The organism is Paenibacillus tabacirhizosphaerae (assembly GCF_040812395.1).
Classification (GTDB): domain Bacteria; phylum Bacillota; class Bacilli; order Paenibacillales; family NBRC-103111; genus Paenibacillus_E.
This window is the reverse complement of record NZ_JBFNXH010000017.1, coordinates 24,378-44,965: the sequence shown is the minus strand read 5'-3', so window position 1 is coordinate 44,965 and position 20,588 is coordinate 24,378. Positions and strand designations below refer to the sequence as shown.

Here is a 20,588-nt window from a genome sequence, read left to right as displayed (position 1 = left end):
CGGATTCGGACGTACATGCTCCAAACGTAACCATTCAATCGAGTGAGGAGATGGGGTTGGGGGTCGGGGTTCGGGGTTCGGGTTCGGGGTCGGGGTCGGGGTCGGGGTCCGGGTCGGGGTCGGGGTCGGGGTCGGGGTCGGGGTCGGGGTCGGGGTCGGGTTCGGGTTCGGGTTCGGGTTCGGGTTCGGGTTCGGGTTCGGGTTCGGGGTTCGGTTCGGGGTTCGGGTCGGGGTTGGGGTTGGGCCTTGAGCTCGGGAGGCTCATCTTCAAGTTTAGCTCTGACCGCTCAAGCTTGGCGGAACTATGGTGCGCTATTTTCTGGAATATCGCCTACCATCCCCGAGTTGTGGAACTACAGTGCGCTATTTTGCCAGATTCGAGCATAAATACACTAGTTTTGTGCAAATAAGACACTGACATTCCGCGGAAGTGTCAGAAAAGCTCCAATTACTGAGAATAAGGAACTCACGTTCCGCCAACAAGAGGGGAGGAGCAATCAGTGAGGAGCAATCAGTGGGGAGCAATCAGTGGGGAGCAATCAGCGGCTAGCAGCGTACGCCAGCAAGGAACGGCGGTAAGTTAAAGGAACGCATCCTCTTCCCTCCTATTAGCAAATGCGCGAAAAGAACCGCTAGGATTTGCATCCCAGAGGTTCTTTTTTCACACCCGCATGCCATTCCAACGGGATATAGCTCACTCCGCCCAGGAGTCCAAATACTCGGCCTGCTCCTTCGTCAGTGCATCGATGCCGATGCCGAGTGTACCCAGCCGCAGATTCGCCACATACTGGTCCAATTCAGCAGGGACCGCGTGCACCTTGGCTGGAAGCGACTTGCCACGCTGAACGACATGCCGAAGAGATAGAGCTTGCAGCGCAAACGTAAGATCCATCACCTCGACAGGATGGCCATCTCCAGCGGCGAGGTTCACCAGGCGGCCTTCCGCCAGCAAATAAACCTTGCGTCCGTCCTTCAACGCATACTCATCAATGTTCTTTCGAACTTCACGAACCTGCGCGGCCCGTGCAGCCAGCTCTTCCTTATTAATTTCAACGTCAAAATGACCGGCGTTGCACAGAATCGCCCCATTTTTCATAACATCGAAATGACCGCCTGTAATCACATCGCGATTGCCTGTTACGGTAACGAAGAAGTCGCCCTGCTTGGCCGCCTTCAGCAGAGACATCACTTCAAAGCCGTCCATATACGCTTCTATCGCTTTAATGGGATCGATCTCCGTCACGATGACTTTGGCTCCCAGCCCTTTGGCCCGCATCGCTACGCCTTTGCCGCACCAGCCGTACCCGACGACGACAACCGTTTTGCCCGCTACGACAAGATTCGTCGTCCGGTTAATCCCATCCCATACCGATTGCCCGGTGCCATAGCGATTATCAAAAAGATACTTGCAATAAGCATCATTCACCGCCATCATCGGAAATTGCAGGTTGCCGCTCTTCTCTAATGCTTTCAAACGGACAATCCCCGTTGTCGTTTCTTCGCAACCGCCGATGATGCCCTTCGCCTGCTCCAAACGCTGACTATGCAAAAGGCTAACCAAATCTCCCCCGTCATCAATAATCGCGTTAGGCCCAAAGTCCAGCACCCGATTCACATGAACGAGATATTCTTCATCTGTCACATCATGCCAGGCATAAGCGGTAATCCCGCTTTCAACAAGCGCTGCAACTACGTCATCCTGCGTCGAGAGCGGATTGCTGCCGCAAACGGCGACTTCCCCGCCGCCTGCTTGTATAACTTGTGCCAGATACCCCGTTTTCGCTTCCAAGTGCAAGCAAATCGAGACACGAAGGCCTTTGAACGGCAACTCTTGCTTAAATTGTTCCTCAATATGATTCAAAAGCGGCATATGGGCTTTCACCCAGTCCAATTTCGTTCTGCCTTGAGGCGCCAAGTGAATATCCCGAATCATCGACTGGTTGTTGGTTATTCCCATCCTGCTGCTTCCTTTTTTAACAAATCGGCTTTATCCGTCTGTTCCCAAGGCAACTCGACATCCGTGCGGCCAAAGTGCCCATAAGCAGCCGTTTGCTGATAAATCGGAGCGCGGAGATTCAACATCTTAATAATCCCTGCCGGACGGAGATCAAAATGGCTGCGCACCAGTTGAATGAGGCGCTCATCATCGATAGTCCCGGTACCGAAGGTTTCGACGGCGATGCTAACCGGATGCGCCACCCCAATGGCATAAGCGATCTGGACCTCGCATTTGTCAGCTAACCCCGCTGCAACGATATTTTTCGCTACATAGCGCGCCGCATAAGCAGCCGAACGGTCCACCTTCGTCGGATCTTTCCCTGAAAACGCCCCGCCGCCATGACGTGCGTAACCGCCATACGTATCGGCGATAATTTTACGGCCTGTGAGTCCTGCATCCCCCTCTGGACCGCCAATGGCAAATCGGCCAGTGGGATTAATAAAGTATTTGGTTTGCTCATCGATCAAATCAGCCGAAATGACAGGCGCAATGACATAGGCATGCATATCTTGTTTAATTTGCTCCTGGGACACTTCAGGATCATGCTGGGCGGATATGACGATGGTATCGATCCGTTTGGGCTGATCGCCTTCATACTCCACGCTCACTTGCACTTTGCCGTCAGGACGCAAATAAGGCACTGTGCCATTTTTGCGAACTTCAGCCAATTGGTAAGCCAATTTATGAGATAAAGCGATCGGCAGCGGCATTAATTCCTCTGTCTCTTTGCAGGCAAAACCGAAGATCAGCCCTTGGTCGCCTGCGCCAGTCTCTTCGTTCTCGCCTGCGCCTGGCTGACCCTCGCGAATCTCTAAAGCCTGATTGACCCCCATCGCGATATCCGGCGATTGTTCATTGATGGCAATGAGAACCGCACAAGAATCAGCATCTAGACCGAACTCAGCTTGCGTATACCCGATATTGCGAATCGTTTGCCGTACAACCTTTTGATAATCGATGGACACACTTGCGGTAATCTCTCCCGTAACAAGCACAAAGCCTCGGCCCGCGCAGCACTCGCAGCCAACTCGCGCATACGGATCCTTCGCATAAATGGCATCTAAAATGCCGTCGGATATTTGATCGCACAGCTTATCCGGGTGACCTTCCGTCACAGATTCAGACGTAAACAGACGGTTGCTTTTTTTAATAGTCATACGCAAAATTCCTCCTAAATGATAGTCAACGTACCCCTTGGCTCATGTCGCTCAAGCCCAACCTGTTACTTGCCCGACCAGCGAAGTTAAGTCTTTGGCCTCGTGGATCTGCTTCCTGCCAAGCACCAACTTTTGCCCAATCCGAAGCGCTAGTCGCTCCCCTTTTGCCCGCAGAACGGGATCTTGTATACTTTCCAGGTCCGCGACATGCGCGAGACCGATGACTCGGCGTATCATTTCACAGCCTGCGTACCCTGCCGTATCCTCCAGAATGCCTCGCAAATACGCGTCAACATAACCTGGGACGGCCGCCATTCGTTCCTTTGACTCTTTGTCCCACAACAGCCTAAACTCACTTTCAAAATAAGACCATATTTGTTCAATCATCGTAAGCAGATACGCTTGATAGCTCTCTCGTTCCCACAGGTCCATCGTATGTCCCTCATGCGAAGCGGCATTCAACAACAGATTGCCGAATAAGGCGCCGATATCGAATCCCATAGGTCCATAAAAGGCGAATTCCGGATCGATCACTTTCGTATCCTCATCCGTCACCATGATGCTTCCGGTATGAAGGTCCCCATGAATGAGCGCCTGAGTGCGCGTAAGGAAATCTCCCTTTAATTTGGCGGCCTCCAGCTTCAAGAGAGTGCTTCGCCAGATTAGATACACCTCGTCCGCAATCCGTGGATTCCAATGATTTCTTTCCGAATCGACATAGGGATCTGTAAAAATAAGATCTTCCGAGATTTTGCACATGTCCGGGTTCGAGAATTGAACTGCTTTTCTCTTCTTTTCTTGCGGGGGTAACGCCAAATCCGATGTACGATACAACGTTCGAGCCAAGAAGATACCCATGTGACGCGCAAAATGCGGATAACGCTCCCGGGCAACTAAGCCTTTACGCATAATGAGGTGGGTCGACAAATCTTCCATGACCGTCAACGCTAGCCTTTCATCATAATGGTAGACCCTAGGCACCATGCCAGGACAATGGGCAGATTGAATCACGAGCGCCTGACTTTCAATTCGCGCCCGATCGAGCGTTAATGGCCAAGATTCCCCAACCACCCGTGCATAGGACAGCGCTTGCTTCAAAATTATGCTTTTTCCTGTACTCAGATCCGCAATATGAAAAACGAGATTCAAATTGCCATCTCCAATTTCTCTGCTTTCCAGCTGCGCGTGTTCCGCGAACAAATTTGTCAGCTTTCGGGCATACATCAGAGCCCCTTGTTCGCTTAGGGCTTGGTAGCGTACCATATCCTTCCTTCCTCCTCTATTGAAAAACAGATTTCTACTCTATTAATAAGCCGAGAAAGGAGATTTGGTGTTAGTGAAACAACGAAAATAGTCATACAGACTGCATATTTAGGTTAGTGATTGCGGGACAACCGACCGTTTTTTTAATAAGAAAGATATGTACAAACCATTCTATTTCCCTAGCATATAGTTTCAGTAGCGGATTAAGTGATAGGACTAATCTTTCATAAATGACAAAAAGGAGAAATGACCATGGCGACAATTGTACTTCGAAAAACAAAGGATAGAATTACAGGCGAGGAGAACGTATACCAGTTCCTGGATTCACAAGGCGTGCTGTATGAACACTGGGATACCCGGAAACTACCAGAAGAGCTTCGGGAGAAATTCATTTTATCGGATGAGGATAAAGAAACTATTCTTGCAACGTTTGAAGCGGATATCCAATCGCTTGCCCAAAGGCGCGGTTATCAAAACTGGGACATTGTCGCTCTTTCCGACGCTACGCCTAATCTGGATGAGCTTTTGAAAAAATTTCAGAAGATCCATGTGCATACCGAAGATGAAGTGCGTGCGATCACGGCAGGAAACGGGATTTTTACGATTAAAGGAAGCGCGGATACCGGATACTTTGATGTTGAATTAGAGCCTGGAGATGTGATCTCGGTGCCGGTAGATACCCCTCATTTCTTCACTTTGGTGGAGAACCGACGCGTAGTAGCCGTCCGATTGTTTATTGATGCAGCAGCATGGGTCGCTCATCCTTATGATGACCCTGAATTCTAAGCAGCTTTTTGGGAAAAAGAAAGAGGGCTCATGCAGCCCTCTTCTCCACCCATTAACGCATGATCGCGCTCCGCTGATCGGCATGGTAATATTTAAATAGCCTGAGATTTTTCAACGTGTTAGGCAATGTTCCTCTTTTCTCTATAAGCACTTCCCTCGGCAATTTGAATAGCGAGGCAAGATTGTTCGGAAGCGTCTGATGCGGGACAGCAACCTTCTTTTTGCCTGGGGTGAAGTTTCTAAACGAAGCGATTTGGAAGCCCCAGTCGCCGAACGAAGGTACATAAACAAAGTAGCTTTTCGTGAACATACCCACGCTTTTTAATGTCTGGTGAATACTCCAATACACACGCGGCATATCTTCGGTGGAATTCGACTGGATGACGATAATCCCGCCAGGAGCAAGCGATTTGGAGACACGTTGGAAAAATTCTTTGGTGTACAGCTTGCTAATCACTTTGTCTGAAGGATCCGGGAAATCTACAATGATCACATTGTAGGACTTGGCATTTTTTTTTGAAGACGCGGGAAAGAAGGTTCTGGCATCCTTAATGTGAATTTTAACGCGTTTATCAAACATTGAGCCCCGGTTTAAAGTGGACAAAGGTTTCTTTTTGGCTAATTGAATGATTTTCGGATCCAGTTCAACAAGATCAACTGTTTTAACGTCCTTATATTTAAGCACTTCCCGTAAGGCAAACCCATCGCCGCCGCCTAAAATGAGAACATGGCTGCGACTGGGGGACATCGTCATGGCCGGCAGAACAAGCGCTTCATGATACATCCGTTCATCCAAGGAACTGAACTGCAGCTGTTTATCCAGGTACAAGCGGATATCTTTCTTCTCCAGCAAAACAATATTTTGATAACGGCTTTTGCTTCTGTGCAGCATTTTAGGTTTTAGCTGCATGAGATGTTTCAGGGTTTTAATATCCCAGATATCCCCCCGGTTTGAACTCGTTGACTTTTTTATCAATGACTTCACCTCACATGAATATTTCGCGCAATTTAGAATCAAGATATGCCTTCCTTACAGCGAAAGTGTGGGCAAGTACCAATTACAGGCTAATTACATGAATGATATGGATATAGGATAGTGAGAGGGGTGTTCCATGGCAAATCCAAGTGAAGTGGGGGCAATCGTCCTGTTCGACGGGGTATGCAATCTATGTAATGGGGCTGTGCAATTCATTCTTCGCAACGACCCGAAGGGTCATTTTCACTTTGCTTCATTGCAATCTACGGTTGGACAGGAGCTGCTCCGACAGCATCATTTGCCAGTCCAGCAAATGAACACCATCGTCCTGATCGAGGCAGGACGCTCCTACACGCAATCCACAGCGGCGCTGCGCATAGCGCGGCGGCTGCGCGGTGCTTGGCCAGCGTCCTATGCCGCTATCCTCATTCCCGCCGCATGGCGGAATGCGGTTTATGCTTTCGTCGCGCGCAATCGTTACCGCTGGTTCGGCCAAGCCGAGCACTGCATGCTGCCGAAACCTGAGTTCAAGATGAGATTCCTGGACAACTAAGATGAGGTTAGCTCATATCGGCCAAATCCAGCCTGATCATCGTCACCCGATCATCGAATAACCAGAACTCCAACGTTTGCATCGCCGTTTTATCAATGAAACCTAGGATCGTTGCGCCCTGCTCGTTCCGGCGGTAACAGGAATTTCCATACAGCTTTGTGATCTGATCCAACGAGCCGTTAATGCCAATTCCCCTTGCTGTTGTGCGCGCAGGATCCGCATTCGCCGATAAAATAATACGGATAATAACGTCCTTGCCATGCGGCGTAACTACAATGATCCCTTTGCCTGCATCGTAATAGTCATAAATGACCTTATCTGGTCTTAGCGTGGGCGGAGGCATTATGCTTTTAATGCTCTGTCCTAACATTATGCCTCCCACTCGTTCGCGTGCCAGCGATTGGCTCAAAGCTAATGGATAATGGGCTTGCCTGGGTCCCAGAAGCAAGTAAAGGTGGTATGCCGTGCTAATCAACAAGAATAAAGCAGCAATGATTAAGATGATGCGTAGCTTTTTATTGCGCAGTAAACCTGCCAACTGCATACCTTTCACCCTTTCCCTGCAAAGTAAGGAGAATCCAGCTCATGTAACAACAGAACAGATCGACCCTGCGGCTCTGTTTATTTCGTTTCTGCCCCGAACATCCAACAGCTTAAGCTGAGCGTCCCCATTTGGAAGCTATGATGCAGCATTTTTGCTCGACGAGCCGTGTCAGCCGCGCCTAAGGCAAGGAGTAAGGGTGCGAAATGCTCGGGTGTCGGTACGGCCTCCCGAACGAAGGGGGCACGCTGCTCATAGCTGAACAAGGCATCTAAATGCCACGTTTCCAGTTGCTCCGCCAGCCATTCATCGAACTTCAACGCCCATGTTTGAGGCGCAGGATAACGACGATCCAGCCGCCGCAAATTGTGGACGGTCCCTCCGCTTCCAATGATCAGAACCTGCTTCTCTCTTAGCGAAGATAGCGCTGCACCGATGCGGTAGTGCTCCTCCGGGGCAAGCCGCGGATTAATGGACATAGCAACAACCGGAATGGATGCGTCTGGAACCATCAAATACAGCGGTCCCCAGGCGCCATGGTCCAACCCCCGTTGATCATCCAGCTCACAATCAATGCCTTCGTTCATAAGAAGGTGCTGAATATGCAAACTAAGCGTCAAATCGCCTTTGGCAGGATAGTTAATCTCATACAAGGCATGGGGAAATCCGGAGAAATCGTACAGAGTTTCAAGCTGAACAGCTGAGCCTATCTGCTGCACAGGACTCTCCCAATGAGCGCTGAATAGCACAATCGCTTTGGGTCTTGGAAGCCTGACCGACAACTTCCGCAGAAACTCCGTATAGGCATGCTGTTCGATAGCTAAGCTAGGCGCTCCGTGTGCGATAAAAATAGATGGCAGCATCGCTGTTCCCCCCTCCGGTCATGCATTCATCTTACCATGAATTTCACCTATGATTAGGCTCTATGTGTCTCACAACCATATCTAACTTTCAAGTCTATGCATGAAACCGCCTCCACCTGCCAAAACTACCCTCAAAGGATGAAGCCGCCAGAATAGTCTGACAGGCCACACACATAGAAGGAGGCGCATGCATGAACACCCTCTGGAGCACGCTCTCTCCCTATTGGTTATCTATTGCTTTGATTGTCGGGGCTCTTGCAGCCATATGGTATGTTTATAAACACAAAGATAAGCTAATGGATAAAAACGACAGCAAATAAAGCTGCTAGTCATCTTATTTTTTTCGATTATTTTTCGACAAATTCCTTTATTTTTCAACATGACTCCCTGCACAAAAAAACACACCCCTTGACTTCCAAAAAGGGTGTGCTCTTTGTGTTTCCAGCTATATCAAAGCTTTCATCGCAATGTCCGTGCGGTAATGCTTCCCGTCAAAATGAATGCGCTCCGCATCGGCATACGCCTTCCGGCGGGCCTCCGCAATGTCTTTGCCAACCGCGGTGATGCCCAGAACGCGTCCGCCATTCGTGACAACTTGTCCGTCTTCCAGAGACGTCCCCGCGTGGAACACGATAGAATCCTGGACTTGATCCAGTCCCGTGATCGGCAGCCCTTTCGGATACGGTCCCGGGTATCCCTCAGAAGCCACAATGACGCAGACCGCCGCTTCGTCGCTCCACTCGATAGGCTGATCTTCCAACGTGCCGTTAATGATAGCCATGAAAATATCAAGCAAATCCGTCTTCAACCGAGGCAAAATAACCTGCGTCTCCGGGTCGCCGAAACGCGCGTTGAACTCGATCGTCTTCACGCCGTTCGGAGTCAAAATCAGACCTGCGTACAGCACGCCTTTGAACGGTCTTCCTTCTTTCACCATTGCATCTGCCGTAGGCTGCACGATCGTGTCAAGCGCTTCCTGCACAATCGACTGCGGGATATGCGGCAGCGGAGAATAAGTGCCCATACCGCCGGTATTCGGTCCCTTGTCATTATCGAAGATCGGCTTATGATCCTGCGAGGGCACCATTGGACGAACAACGGAACCGTCGACAAAAGCAAGCAGTGACATCTCTTGTCCTGTCAGGAACTCTTCGATGACGACACTGGCGCCGGATTCTCCAAACACCTGATCCACCATGATTTCGCGAAGCGCCGCTTCGGCTTCCTCCATCGTGTAAGCGACCGTTACACCTTTACCCGCCGCTAAGCCATCGGCTTTAATGACAATCGGTACCGTTTGGCTGCGCAGATACGCAAGCGCCGGCTCGTAAGCGTCGAACGATTCGTAAGTCGCTGTAGGGATTTGATACTTCTTCAAAAGTTCCTTCATGAACACTTTGCTGCCTTCAATAATGGCTGCGTTGGCACGCGGCCCGAATGCCACGATGCCTTTCGATTCCAGATGGTCGACCAGACCCGCTGCAAGCGGATCATCCGGCGCCACCATAACAAGGTCGATCTGCTGTTCCTTCGCGAACGTGCTGATCTCTTCGAACTGAAGCTCTGTAATCGGTACGCACTCGGCCAGCGCAGCGATACCGCCATTACCAGGCGCGCAAAACAGCTTGCTCACCTTCGGGCTTTTGCTAAGAGCCCACACGATTCCGTGTTCACGCCCGCCTCGGCCAATAACTAAAATACGCATCGGTCATCCGTTCCTCTCTCATGGGGAATGCCCACAATCCGTCAGGTGTGACCGATCGTGAGCATTCTCAATTTATACTAGTGTTTGAAGTGACGAACGCCAGTCATCACCATTGCGATGCCGTTTTCGTTGGCAACACGGATGGACTCCTCGTCCTTGATCGAACCGCCTGGTTGAATAACAGCCGTGATGCCTGCTTGCGCCGCCATCTCGAGCGTATCTCCCATCGGGAAGAAAGCGTCGGAGGAAAGAACGGAGCCCTTCGCTTTGTCGCCCGCTTGCTCAATGGCGATTTTCGCTGCGCCTACGCGGTTCATTTGGCCGGCGCCTACGCCGACTGTCATATCGTCTGCGACGAGCACAATCGCATTGGATTTCACGTGCTTAACTACTTTCCATGCGAAAAGTAATTGCTTCAACTCTTCTTCCGTCGGCTGACGCTCGGAGACTACTTTCAAATCAGCTTCCGTAAGCTGATAAGCATCGCTGTCTTGAACGAGCATACCGCCTTCAACTGTTGTGATCACTGGCTCCGCTTTGCGGCCAGCTACCGTATCTAAGCCGCTTACTTTGAGCAGACGGATATTTTTCTTTTTCTCAAGGATCGCTAGCGCTTCCGGCGTGAAGTCAGGCGCGATGACGATTTCCAGGAAAATCTCATGCAGCAGTTGTGCTGTTGCTCCATCAACCGTACGGTTCGCAGCCACGATGCCGCCGAAGATGGACGTAGGATCAGCGGCGTACGCTTTTTGATAAGCTTCGAGAACATTCGTGCCGATCCCTACGCCGCAAGGATTCATGTGCTTAACCGCTACGACAGCTGGCTCGCTGAATTCCTTAACGATCTGAAGCGCTGTATTTGCATCGTTAATATTATTGTACGATAATTCTTTGCCATGTAACTGTTCAGCCGTCGTGATGTTGCCAGCCGCTGCATTCGGCTTACGGTAAAATGCCGCGCTTTGATGCGGGTTCTCTCCATAACGGAGCTCCTGCATTTTCTCATAGGTTACCGTGTAACGCTCTGGGTACGGCTCGCCCACCTGCTTGGACAAGTAGTCGGAAATCAAGGCATCGTAAGAACCTGTGTGGCGGAACACTTTCGCTGCAAGGCGTTTGCGCGTTTCAAGCGTCGTATCGCCGTTCTCCTGCACTTCCTCCAGCACCTTCGCATAGTCGGCAGCATCCACAATGACGGATACGAACGCGTGGTTTTTGGCCGCTGAACGAAGCATTGTCGGTCCGCCAATATCGATATTCTCGATCGCGTCTTCGTAAGTCACATCCGGCTTCGCAATTGTCTCAGCAAATGGATACAGGTTCACAACAACCAGATCAATATACTCAAGGCCGAGCTTCTTCATGCTCGCTTGATGCTCTTCGTTGTCGCGTACCGCCAGCAGACCGCTGTGCACAGCAGGGTGCAGCGTCTTCACGCGGCCATCCATAATTTCCGGAAAGCCTGTAACCTCGGAAATACCGATGACCGGTACTCCTTTATCCTTCAACAAACTTTGCGTACCGCCTGTAGAAATGATCTCAACGCCCAGCTTCGCAAGCTCGCTCGCGAATTCAACGATGCCCGTTTTGTCGGACACGCTGATCAGTGCTCTTTTGATTGCCACTATGCTTCCTCCCAGATATTTGATTTATTTATGTCAAAATGAATGATTGATGTTTCGGGCCTGCTGGACGGCCCCGTAAGGGCCATTTAGGCCCTTACGGGGCTGATGCGCTCGGCCGGTGCGCTGTAAGGCCCTTCCGGGTCCTTACAGCTCGCATTCTGCGCCTCGCCGCGGGATACATTCTCTGTAAGGCCCGTTCGGGCCCTTACCGGCTGCTGACGCGCTTGGCCGACGCGCTGTAAGGCCCTTCCGGGTCCTTACAGCTCGCAAGCTTGCGCCTCGCCGCGGGCCGCCTTCTCTGTAAGAGCCATTCTGCCCCTTACAGGCTGCTGACGCGCTCGGCCGACGCGCTGTAAGGCCCTTCCGGGTCCTTACAGCTCGCAAGCTTGCGCCACGCCGCGGGCTGCATTCTCCGTAAGGCCCGTTCAGGCCCTTACAGCCTGCTGACGCGCTTGGCCGACGCGCTGTAAGGCCCTTCCGGGCCTTTACACCTCGCATTCTTGCGCCTCGCCGCGGACTGCATTCTCCGTTCTCCGTAAGGCCCGTTCGGGCCCTTACAGCCTGCTGACGCGCTCGGACGACGCGCTGTAAGGCCCTTCCGGGCCCTTACAGCTCGCATTCTTGCGCCTCGCCGCGGGCTGCCTTCTCTGTAAGGCCCTTCCGGGCCCTTACAGCTCGCAATCTTGGGCCACGCCGCAGGCTGCCTTCTCTGTAAGGCCCTTCCGGGTCCTTACAGCTCGCAGGCTTGTGCCTCGCCGCGGGCTGCATTCTCCGTAAGGGCCATTCTGGCTCTTACAGGCTGCTGACGCGCTCGACCGACGCGCTGTAAGGCCCTTCCGGGCCCTTACAGCTCGCATTCTTGCGCCTCGCCGCGGGCCGCCTTCTCTGTAAGAGCCATTCTGGCTCTTACAGCCTGCACACGGCTCGACCGACGCGCTGTAAGGCCCTTCGGGCCCTTACACCTCGCGCAGTCCCAGCCGCGAATCCTACTGCCAAACCGCTACAGCCGCACGCTAACCCTGCGGCCATCAATACGGACCCGGTCCTCACGGAGCCAGCGGACCACCTGCGGCAGCAGTACATGCTCTGCCGCATGAATGCGCTCGGCAAGCGAGTCCGCCGTCTCGTGCTCGTGAATCTCCACGCTGCGTTGGGCGATAATCGGCCCCGAATCCAGCCCGCCGTCCACGAAATGTACGGTGACGCCCGTTTGCTTCACGCCGTACTCGACGGCCTGCTCAATCGCGCGCACACCCGGGAAAGACGGCAGCAGCGACGGATGAATGTTGATCATCCGCCCGTAATACGGCACAACCAGCACATTGGTGATAATCCGCATGTACCCGGCCATCACGATCAGATCAACCTGACGCTCCTGCAGCTCTTGCAAAATCAAAGCCTCGTAAGCTTCTCTGCTCTCATATTCCTTAGGGCGGAATGCGAAAACAGGCACTTTCGCCTCTTTCGCCCGTTCCACCACGAAGGCCTCTGGCCGATCACAGACAAGAAGCTCGATGCTGACATCAAGCTTCCCCTTCTGTACCTGATCGACAATCGCGCCAAAATTTGAACCGCTGCCTGAAGCAAATATGGCAATCCGGTAAGGCTCCATGAGCTACACCTCGGCTCCTTGGAACGTAACCACACGCTCGCCTTCGGTAACGACGCCAAGACGGTATGCTTTCTCGCCTTGTGCCTCTGCGGCCGCAATCGCTTTCTCCGCATCGTCCGCGCTTACGATAATAACCATCCCGATTCCCATGTTAAACGTACGGAACATATCGTTATTGCTAATACCGCCCTCACGCTGCATCAATTCAAAAATCGGCAATATCGGCCATGAGCCATATTCAATCTGAACATTAACGCTGTCCGGCAGGACACGCGGAATATTTTCGATAAAGCCGCCGCCCGTAATATGCGCCATGCCTTTAATCGCTACTTCGTCCAGCATCCCAAGCACTGGCTTCACATACAGTTTCGTAGGCTCCAGCAGCACATTGCCAAGCTTATCGCCAAGCTCTTCCACATGGCCTTGAAGCGTATACCCTTTATCCTCCAGCAAAAGCTTGCGCACAAGTGAAAACCCGTTGCTGTGCACGCCGCTTGAAGCCAGACCTAACACGACATCTCCGGGACGGATTGTGGTGCCGTCGATGATTTTTTTCTTGTCGACAATTCCAACCGTAAAGCCAGCAATGTCATACTCCCCTGACGCATACATGCCGGGCATTTCCGCCGTTTCGCCACCGATTAGCGCACAGCCTGACTGTGAACAACCATCAGCGATCCCTTTGACAATAGCCTCAATTTTCTCAGGAACAACTCTATCGCAAGCCAAATAGTCGAGGAAAAAAAGCGGCTCCGCACCTTGAACGATAATATCGTTCACGCACATGGCTACCGCATCGATCCCAATCGTATCGTGCTTGTCCATTGCAAAAGCGATCTTCAGCTTCGTGCCTACACCGTCCGTACCGGACACGAGCACAGGCTCCTCGTACTTATCCTTGTTCAGACCAAACAGCCCGCCAAAACCGCCAAGATCCGTCAACACTTCAGGACGGAATGTCCGTTTAACGTGCTTTTTCATCCGTTCTACGGCTTCGTTCCCTGCCGCGATATCGACTCCAGCCTTTTTGTAAGCATCCGACACTTCGCTTCACTCCTTAAATTGTCTATGTATCGGGAGAGCGGACCGAGTACAAAAGAAGAGAAACGACACCTGCAAATCGCGCTCCCGCTTCCTTGTACTTGTCCCACACATCCCGTTTAAACTTGTTCCTCAAGCAGCTTTGTATTCCCGTTAGCTAGACGTATATGAACAAAACTAGCGGAACCTGAGTACGTTATTTATTCCAAGTACAGCCAATTTCGTCTAGTAGAGGAACTACGATTCGTTAAATCGTTGTTTTTGTCTCCAAAAAGCCCTGTTTCCTCGAAATAACGCCCTATAGTTCCGCTACCTTAGAGTTTAGACACGATTCCCCCACAATAGTGGATTGTAGTTCCGCTCATGCCTACGAATCAACGTTCTGTTCACTCAGATGCTCGTTCCGTATCCCCGCAAATCATTCCCAACGCGCGCGAATCCTGGGCGCGCGTTGCTTCGCCGGCGTATGGCGGCGGTCAAACCCCACGCTCGTTCTGTTCACTCCGATGATCGTTCTAGATACACGCACAATGAACAGGAGGTTTTCCTGCTACTGTTCTGTTCATCTTCACAGGGTCATTCACGCTATGCAGATATCTAGTCGCAAGCACAACCCACTTTGCCGATATCCACGATTTCCGTCGGATAATTATTGTTGAAACAAGCCATACAATAGCCGCTTTCCTTGCCGGCGGAGCCATGCCCGATCGAATCCAGCAGCCCCTCTTGCGTGAGGAAGTGCAAGGAATCCGCGTTAATCGCTTTGCGAATTTCCTCAATGGAATTCATCGCAGCGATCAGCTCTTTGCGATCCGGCGTATCGATCCCGTAGTAACACGGATTCATGAAAGGCGGCGATGAAATTCGCACATGTACTTCCGTTGCACCCGCCTCGCGCAGCAAATTGACGATGCGAAGCGAGGTTGTTCCGCGAACGATGGAATCATCGATCATGACAACGCGCTTGCCTTCGACAACTTTGCGAACCGCGCTAAGCTTCATTTTGACACCCTGCTCACGAAGCTCTTGGCTCGGTTGAATGAACGTCCGTCCCGTGTAACGATTCTTGATCAAGCCCAGTTCATAAGGAATACCCGTCTGCTCTGCAAAACCAATAGCTGCTGAAATACTGGAATCCGGCACGCCGGTTACCACATCCGCGTCCACGAATGCTTCCATCGCGAGCCTTTTACCCATCCGCTTACGTGCGGAGTGAATGTTGACCGTATCGATGTCGCTGTCCGGACGCGCGAAGTAAATATACTCCATCGCGCAAATCGCACGCTTTCCGCTTTCGGCAAATTGCTCGGTATGGAAACCATCGCGATCAAGCACGATCAGCTCACCCGGCTGCACATCGCGGAAATACGTCGCGCCGACGGCATCGAAGGCGCACGACTCGGAGGCGAACAAGTACGCCTCGCCGAGACGGCCGATCATGAACGGACGCAGTCCGTTCGGATCGAGCGCAGCGATCAGTTTATCCTTCGTGATGATCAGGAAGGCAAAGCCGCCGATCACTTGTTTCAAAGCATCCTTGACGGCATCTACGATATCGTCATGCTCCGAGCGGGCGATCAGATGCGCCAGCACTTCGGTGTCACTCGTCGTTTGGAAGATCGAACCCTTCCGCTCCAGCTCGCGCTTGATGATGTTCGCATTGTCGAGGTTTCCGTTCGTTGCGATCGCAAGATCGCCCTCACGATATTTGAAAACGAGCGGCTGCGCATTCGCCAGCTTGCTTTCGCCTGCTGTGGAATACCGCACGTGAGCAACTGCCGTAGAACCTTTTAAAGGAGGCAATGTCTCGCTGGTAAATACTTCTTTCGCAAGACCCATACCGCGATAGTAATTGAACTTTCCATCCTCCACGGTACAAATCCCTGCGCTTTCCTGTCCGCGATGCTGCAGGGCATGGAGCCCGTAATAGCAAAGTGAAGAGGCGTCAGGATGACCATATACCCCGAACACGCCGCACTCTTCATTTAATTTGTCAAACAATCCGCCATGACCGCCAATACCTTCGTTGTAATACGCACCTGTCCAAAGCTCATGCTGCTTGTTACCCAGTTCAATCCGGGGAGCAGCAGGAAGCTTGAGAGCTTGGGCTTGTTTTACGCCATTAGACATGGAATCGCATCCTTCCAGACTTTCGCCAGCTCACTTACCGGAGACTGGAGACGCTGTTCGTTATTCACTTTAACGGTTAGGTCTGTACCTGTGACTGTTCCGATTTCTTGATAAGGGACTCCTTGCGAAGCAACCCAGTGTTTCAAAGCGTCCGCTTTGTCTGGCGTTGCGCTCAGCAGGATGCGGGATTGGCTTTCGCTGAACAGCGTGAAGTCCGGACGAAGCTCGGAAGCCACGTTGATAGCCGCGCCAACACGGCCGCTGATGCAGCTTTCTGCGAGTGCTACAGCCAGACCGCCTTCGGACAAATCATGCGCCGATGCAACCAGACCCTCTTGGATCGCCTTCAAAACTGTAGCTTGCAGGCGTTTCTCAACTGCCAGATCAAGCGCTGGAGGGCGACCTTCGGTAACGCCGTGTACAACATATTGGAATTCGCTGCCGCCGAGTTCAGCTTTCGTCTCGCCGAGCAGGATAATGATGTCGCCTTCTTTTTTGAAACTTTGCGTTGTAATGTGGTCGATGTCATGAACAAGACCGACCATGCCGATAACTGGCGTCGGGTAAATCGCGCCTTTGGCATTCTCGTTGTAAAGCGACACGTTTCCGCCAATGACCGGAGCGTCCAGCACGCGGCAAGCTTCTGCCATACCGTCTGTCGCTTTCTCCAACTGCCAGAAAATCTCTGGCTTGTCCGGCGAACCGAAGTTCAGGTTGTCCGTAACCGCCAGCGGCTCTGCGCCGGAGCAGACGACGTTGCGCGCTGCTTCAGAAACAGCGATCCGTCCGCCAACTTCCGGATCCAGGTACACATAGCGCCCGTTGCAGTCGGTCGTCATCGCCAGCCCCTTGCGGGTGCCGCGAATCGTTACGACCGCTGCGTCCGAACCCGGGCGCACTGCCGTATCCGTACGAACCATGTAGTCATACTGGTTGTACACCCACTCTTTGCTCGCTACCGTTGGGGACGCGAGCACCGATTTCAGCGCATCCGTCAGTTTCGTTACCTCAGGGTAACGAGTTGTGTCAATGGATGCGTTCGCTTCGTAATAAGCCGGAACTTTGCTCGGCTTATTGTAGACCGGGCACTCGTCGACGAGTGCCCCTACAGGCATGTTCCCCACGACCTCGCCGTGGTGGATCAACTTCAGGTAACCGTCATCGGTTACCTTGCCGACTTTCGCGCAGTGGAGGCCCCAGCGCTCGAAAATCCCCTTCGCTTGCGCCTCATCCTTCGGCTCAACAACGAAAAGCATCCGCTCCTGCGACTCCGACAGCATCATTTCATATGCCGTCATGCCCACTTCGCGCTGCGGCACCTCATCAAGGTAAAGCTCCATGCCGTTGCCCGCTTTACTTGCCATTTCCGCGCTGGAGCACGTAAGCCCCGCAGCGCCCATATCTTGAATCCCGAGCACGATGCCGGAATTGATCAGCTCTAAGCACGCTTCCAGCACGAGCTTCTCCATGAACGGATCGCCCACTTGCACCGCCGGGCGCTTCGCTTCGGACTCGGCCGTCAGCTCCTCGGACGCGAAAGTCGCACCGTGAATCCCGTCGCGGCCCGTCGCCGGACCGACGTAGAACACTGGGTTGCCAACACCCTTGGCAACACCGCGTTGGATCTTGTCGTGGTCGATGAGACCGACGCACATCGCGTTAACGAGCGGGTTCCCCTCGTAGCTCTCGTCGAACATCACTTCGCCGCCGACCGTCGGAATGCCGATACAGTTACCGTATCCGGCAATCCCGGAAACAACGTGCTCGAACAAGTACTTCACGCGGTCGTTTTGCAACTTGCCGAAGCGGAGCGAATTCATCAGCGCCACTGGGCGAGCGCCCATGGAGAAAATATCGCGGATAATCCCGCCCACACCTGTCGCCGCGCCTTGGTAAGGCTCAATGGCTGACGGGTGGTTATGACTTTCAATTTTGAAAACAACGGCTTGGTTGTCGCCGATATCTACAATCCCTGCGCCTTCGCCGGGTCCCATCAGAACGCGAGGTCCTGTGACAGGGAATTTGCGAAGCACGGGTTTGGAATTTTTGTAAGAACAGTGCTCGGACCACATAACGCTGAATACGCCGATCTCCACATAGTTCGGGTTGCGTCCGAGGAAGCCGCAAATTTTGGCATATTCATCGTCCGTTACGCCCATTTGCTTGTAAATTTTCTGCTCCGCGATTTGCTCGGCGGATGGTTCCTTAGCGGATAGCTGCTGCGTCATGTTTTTCCCTCCAAGCGCTTAGAATTGATGTGAACATTTTTTTACCGTCTGCGGAGCCCAGAATCTCATGAATGGCGCGCTCCGGATGGGGCATCATACCTACTACATTTCCGGCTTTATTAGAAATACCGGCAATATCGTCAAGCGATCCGTTCGGGTTGTTGCCCGCTTCATAACGGAATACGATTTGTTTATTTTCTTGCAATTCCTTCAGCGTAGCCTCGTCACAGTAGTAATTGCCTTCACCGTGCGCGATCGGAATTTCGATCAGCTCGCCTTCCGCATAATCACGCGTAAACGGCGTCGTGTTGTTCTCCACTTTCAGAATCGTTTGGTGGCAGCGGAACTTCATGCCATTATTGCGGAGCAATGCTCCTGGCAGCAGCCGAGCCTCTGTCAGCACTTGGAATCCATTGCAAATACCTAGAATGTATTTGCCTTCTTCCGCTGCTTGTACAACAGCTTTCATAACGTTAGCGAACTGGGCAATCGCGCCGCAACGCAGATAGTCTCCGTAAGAGAATCCACCTGGTACGAGGATGCAGTCGTATTTGGACAAATCGTCAGCCGTATGCCATACATAGTCAACCGGCTGGCCGATTGTATCTTCAATTGCTTTGTAGCAATCGATATCGCAGTTCGATCCCGGAAACACAAGAACCGCAAAATTCATGACGCTCTCTCCCTTCGTGGTATATTACGCCAACTCGTAGCGGTAGTCTTCGATAACCGTGTTCGCAAGAAGTTTCTCGCACATCGCCTTCACACGTGCTTCTGCTTCTGCTTTATCCGTTGTGCCCAGCTCCAGCTCCAAATACTTGCCGATGCGAACCTTCCCAACTTCCTCAAAACCCATCGAATGAAGCGCGCCTTGCACCGCAGTCCCTTGTACGTCCAATACATTTTGCTTGATCGTTACGTAAACCGTTGCTTTCATTTCTAATCTCTCCTCCTTGATTATGCTTTAGATTTGATTACTTAGTTTTCCAGGTCTATTAGAAGTCCTGAAAAGCTCTTATTTCTTACTTCTCATCCTAAATTCAGGGGATAGAAGCCTCCAAAGACGCTTATCCACTGGGAAAATAGACATTTTACCAAAAATCTTGAAAATAAGAGGCCCTAAAGACTCTTATTCCCCAAATTTCTGCACATCTCATGAAAATAAAGCCCCCTAGAGGCTCTTATTGCCCCGCAACCATTCCCCTAATCCACCAGGCGGTGAAGAATGTCTCTATATCTTCTGGCCGTCTCTTCCACAACCGATGCAGGAAGCTCGTCCGGCTCGCTATTTTTGTCCCAACCCGATCCCGCCAAATACGTGCGGACAGGTTCTTTGTCCATCGACTCGATCTCGATATCCAAGGCATACTTTTCTTGCGGCCAGTAACGCGAGGAATCCGGCGTGAAAATTTCATCAATGATTATAAGTTCACCTGCGTAGATGCCGAATTCAAACTTCGTGTCCGCCAAAATGATGCCCTTCTTTTCGCAGATCGCATGCGCCATCGTGTACAGCATAATGCTTTTCTCCTGCAGCTCATACGTCAGCTCTTCGCCAACAAGCTCGCACATACGCTCTACAGAGATGTCTTCATCATGACCGACATCATTTTTCGCAGCCGGTGTGAAAATAGGCGTTTCCAGCCGCTGATTTTTGCGCAAGCCTTCAGGGAGCTTAAGGCCGTTAATCTCGCCGGTTTGCTCGTACTGTCTCCAGCCGTTCCCCGTGATGTAGCCGCGAACGACGCACTCAATGGAGATGCGCTCCGCTTTTTTGGCTACGATAATACGATCCTTCAGCAGCTCTCTAGCCTCGCTATCCGGAATCACATCCTGCAATTGTTCCACGTCCGTATGCACAATGTGGTTGTTCATATAACCGCTCGTTACGTCGAACCAGTACTTGCTAAGTGCGTTCAGCACGTACCCTTTGTCGGGTACGCCTGGCTTCAAAATGTAATCAAAAGCGGAAATCCGGTCGGTCACAACAATGAGGAAGGTTTCACCGAGATCATACAGCTCGCGCACCTTGCCTTTGTGCACCAAAGACGCTTTAACCAGCCCTGCAGCCGAATCAAGTAGTTGACTTGCCACGAACAACACTTCCTT

The 20,588-nt window shown here is 52.0% G+C and carries 18 protein-coding genes; 3 read left to right on the top strand and 15 right to left on the bottom strand.

Translation table 11 applies throughout. From position 1 onward, the window contains the following. Positions 1–694: 694 nt before the first annotated feature. From ABRS97_RS23000 to mtnK, 3 genes are read right to left on the bottom strand one after another with little or no spacing between them, the layout of a single operon-like run. The gene (locus tag ABRS97_RS23000; RefSeq protein ID WP_367817709.1) at positions 695–1,957 is read right to left on the bottom strand and encodes an adenosylhomocysteinase; all 1,263 of its coding nucleotides are present in this window, start codon (positions 1,955–1,957) and stop codon (positions 695–697) included. After that, positions 1,948–3,150: a methionine adenosyltransferase gene (gene metK / locus ABRS97_RS22995; RefSeq protein WP_367817830.1), complete on the bottom strand. Its 1,203-nt coding sequence runs from the start codon at positions 3,148–3,150 to the stop codon at positions 1,948–1,950. The genes ABRS97_RS23000 and metK overlap by 10 nt, the downstream gene beginning before the upstream one ends. A gap of 57 nt (positions 3,151–3,207) precedes the next feature. Further along, positions 3,208–4,419 carry an S-methyl-5-thioribose kinase gene (gene mtnK, locus ABRS97_RS22990; RefSeq protein WP_367817707.1) on the bottom strand — a complete coding sequence of 404 codons (1,212 nt, stop codon included), beginning with the start codon at positions 4,417–4,419 and terminating at the stop codon, positions 3,208–3,210. Positions 4,420–4,671: 252 nt separating this feature from the next. Here mtnK and ABRS97_RS22985 point away from each other — a divergent pair, with 252 nt between their 5' ends. Beyond that, positions 4,672–5,205: an acireductone dioxygenase gene (locus ABRS97_RS22985; protein WP_367817705.1), complete on the top strand. Its 534-nt coding sequence runs from the start codon at positions 4,672–4,674 to the stop codon at positions 5,203–5,205. A gap of 52 nt (positions 5,206–5,257) precedes the next feature. On the opposite strand, the gene ABRS97_RS22980 is transcribed toward ABRS97_RS22985, so the two are convergent. Next, positions 5,258–6,190 (bottom strand): fused MFS/spermidine synthase, encoded by a 933-nt coding sequence (locus ABRS97_RS22980; protein WP_483312491.1) that lies wholly within the window; start codon positions 6,188–6,190, stop codon positions 5,258–5,260. Between the two features lie 127 nt (positions 6,191–6,317). On the opposite strand from ABRS97_RS22980, the gene ABRS97_RS22975 reads away from it, so the two are divergent. Further along, positions 6,318–6,734, top strand: a complete 417-nt coding sequence (locus ABRS97_RS22975; protein ID WP_367817701.1) for a thiol-disulfide oxidoreductase DCC family protein — start codon at positions 6,318–6,320, stop codon at positions 6,732–6,734. Positions 6,735–6,741: 7 nt separating this feature from the next. On the opposite strand, the gene ABRS97_RS22970 is transcribed toward ABRS97_RS22975, so the two are convergent. Together ABRS97_RS22970 and ABRS97_RS22965 are read right to left on the bottom strand one after the other, a co-directional pair. Then, on the bottom strand, positions 6,742–7,278 hold the full coding sequence (locus tag ABRS97_RS22970; protein ID WP_367817699.1) for a hypothetical protein: 537 nt from the start codon (positions 7,276–7,278) through the stop codon (positions 6,742–6,744). A 77-nt stretch (positions 7,279–7,355) separates the two neighbouring features. Further along, on the bottom strand, positions 7,356–8,138 hold the full coding sequence (locus tag ABRS97_RS22965) for a DODA-type extradiol aromatic ring-opening family dioxygenase (protein WP_367817697.1): 783 nt from the start codon (positions 8,136–8,138) through the stop codon (positions 7,356–7,358). 191 nt (positions 8,139–8,329) lie between these two features. Here ABRS97_RS22965 and ABRS97_RS22960 point away from each other — a divergent pair, with 191 nt between their 5' ends. After that, entirely contained in the window at positions 8,330–8,458 is a 129-nt protein-coding gene (locus tag ABRS97_RS22960) for a hypothetical protein (protein WP_367817695.1), read from the top strand. A gap of 125 nt (positions 8,459–8,583) precedes the next feature. Here the strand turns inward: ABRS97_RS22960 and purD are convergent, their stop codons facing one another. From purD to ABRS97_RS22915, 9 genes are all read right to left on the bottom strand, one after another. Then, on the bottom strand, positions 8,584–9,843 hold the full coding sequence (gene purD, locus ABRS97_RS22955; protein ID WP_367817693.1) for a phosphoribosylamine--glycine ligase: 1,260 nt from the start codon (positions 9,841–9,843) through the stop codon (positions 8,584–8,586). A 77-nt stretch (positions 9,844–9,920) separates the two neighbouring features. After that, complete coding sequence (purH, locus tag ABRS97_RS22950; RefSeq protein ID WP_367817691.1) at positions 9,921–11,468, bottom strand: bifunctional phosphoribosylaminoimidazolecarboxamide formyltransferase/IMP cyclohydrolase; 1,548 nt, start codon at positions 11,466–11,468, stop codon at positions 9,921–9,923. Between the two features lie 1,000 nt (positions 11,469–12,468). Then, positions 12,469–13,080, bottom strand: coding sequence for a phosphoribosylglycinamide formyltransferase (purN, locus tag ABRS97_RS22945; protein ID WP_367817689.1), 612 nt, complete (start codon positions 13,078–13,080; stop codon positions 12,469–12,471). 3 nt (positions 13,081–13,083) lie between these two features. After that, the gene (gene purM / locus ABRS97_RS22940; RefSeq protein WP_367817687.1) at positions 13,084–14,124 is read right to left on the bottom strand and encodes a phosphoribosylformylglycinamidine cyclo-ligase; all 1,041 of its coding nucleotides are present in this window, start codon (positions 14,122–14,124) and stop codon (positions 13,084–13,086) included. Between the two features lie 594 nt (positions 14,125–14,718). Continuing rightward, positions 14,719–16,251, bottom strand: coding sequence for an amidophosphoribosyltransferase (gene purF, locus ABRS97_RS22935; RefSeq protein ID WP_367817685.1), 1,533 nt, complete (start codon positions 16,249–16,251; stop codon positions 14,719–14,721). Beyond that, on the bottom strand, positions 16,236–18,479 hold the full coding sequence (gene purL / locus ABRS97_RS22930; RefSeq protein ID WP_367817683.1) for a phosphoribosylformylglycinamidine synthase subunit PurL: 2,244 nt from the start codon (positions 18,477–18,479) through the stop codon (positions 16,236–16,238). The genes purF and purL overlap by 16 nt, the downstream gene beginning before the upstream one ends. Continuing rightward, positions 18,457–19,152: a phosphoribosylformylglycinamidine synthase subunit PurQ gene (gene purQ / locus ABRS97_RS22925; RefSeq protein WP_367817681.1), complete on the bottom strand. Its 696-nt coding sequence runs from the start codon at positions 19,150–19,152 to the stop codon at positions 18,457–18,459. Before purQ ends, purL begins: the two co-directional genes overlap by 23 nt. 24 nt (positions 19,153–19,176) lie before the next feature. After that, positions 19,177–19,416: a phosphoribosylformylglycinamidine synthase subunit PurS gene (purS, locus tag ABRS97_RS22920; RefSeq protein ID WP_079414612.1), complete on the bottom strand. Its 240-nt coding sequence runs from the start codon at positions 19,414–19,416 to the stop codon at positions 19,177–19,179. A gap of 266 nt (positions 19,417–19,682) precedes the next feature. Further along, complete coding sequence (locus ABRS97_RS22915; protein WP_367817678.1) at positions 19,683–20,573, bottom strand: phosphoribosylaminoimidazolesuccinocarboxamide synthase; 891 nt, start codon at positions 20,571–20,573, stop codon at positions 19,683–19,685. Between the last annotated feature and the right edge of the window lie 15 nt (positions 20,574–20,588).

Coding starts and splice junctions, on each gene's coding strand:
- ABRS97_RS23000 (WP_367817709.1), bottom strand. CDS start 1,957: ATGGGAATAACCAACAACCAGTCGATGATTCGGGATATTCACTTGGCG.
- mtnK (WP_367817707.1), bottom strand. CDS start 4,419: ATGGTACGCTACCAAGCCCTAAGCGAACAAGGGGCTCTGATGTATGCC.
- ABRS97_RS22985 (WP_367817705.1), top strand. CDS start 4,672: ATGGCGACAATTGTACTTCGAAAAACAAAGGATAGAATTACAGGCGAG.
- ABRS97_RS22975 (WP_367817701.1), top strand. CDS start 6,318: ATGGCAAATCCAAGTGAAGTGGGGGCAATCGTCCTGTTCGACGGGGTA.
- ABRS97_RS22970 (WP_367817699.1), bottom strand. CDS start 7,278: ATGCAGTTGGCAGGTTTACTGCGCAATAAAAAGCTACGCATCATCTTA.
- ABRS97_RS22965 (WP_367817697.1), bottom strand. CDS start 8,138: ATGCTGCCATCTATTTTTATCGCACACGGAGCGCCTAGCTTAGCTATC.
- ABRS97_RS22960 (WP_367817695.1), top strand. CDS start 8,330: ATGAACACCCTCTGGAGCACGCTCTCTCCCTATTGGTTATCTATTGCT.
- purD (WP_367817693.1), bottom strand. CDS start 9,843: ATGCGTATTTTAGTTATTGGCCGAGGCGGGCGTGAACACGGAATCGTG.
- purN (WP_367817689.1), bottom strand. CDS start 13,080: ATGGAGCCTTACCGGATTGCCATATTTGCTTCAGGCAGCGGTTCAAAT.
- purF (WP_367817685.1), bottom strand. CDS start 16,251: ATGTCTAATGGCGTAAAACAAGCCCAAGCTCTCAAGCTTCCTGCTGCT.
- purL (WP_367817683.1), bottom strand. CDS start 18,479: ATGACGCAGCAGCTATCCGCTAAGGAACCATCCGCCGAGCAAATCGCG.
- purQ (WP_367817681.1), bottom strand. CDS start 19,152: ATGAATTTTGCGGTTCTTGTGTTTCCGGGATCGAACTGCGATATCGAT.
- purS (WP_079414612.1), bottom strand. CDS start 19,416: ATGAAAGCAACGGTTTACGTAACGATCAAGCAAAATGTATTGGACGTA.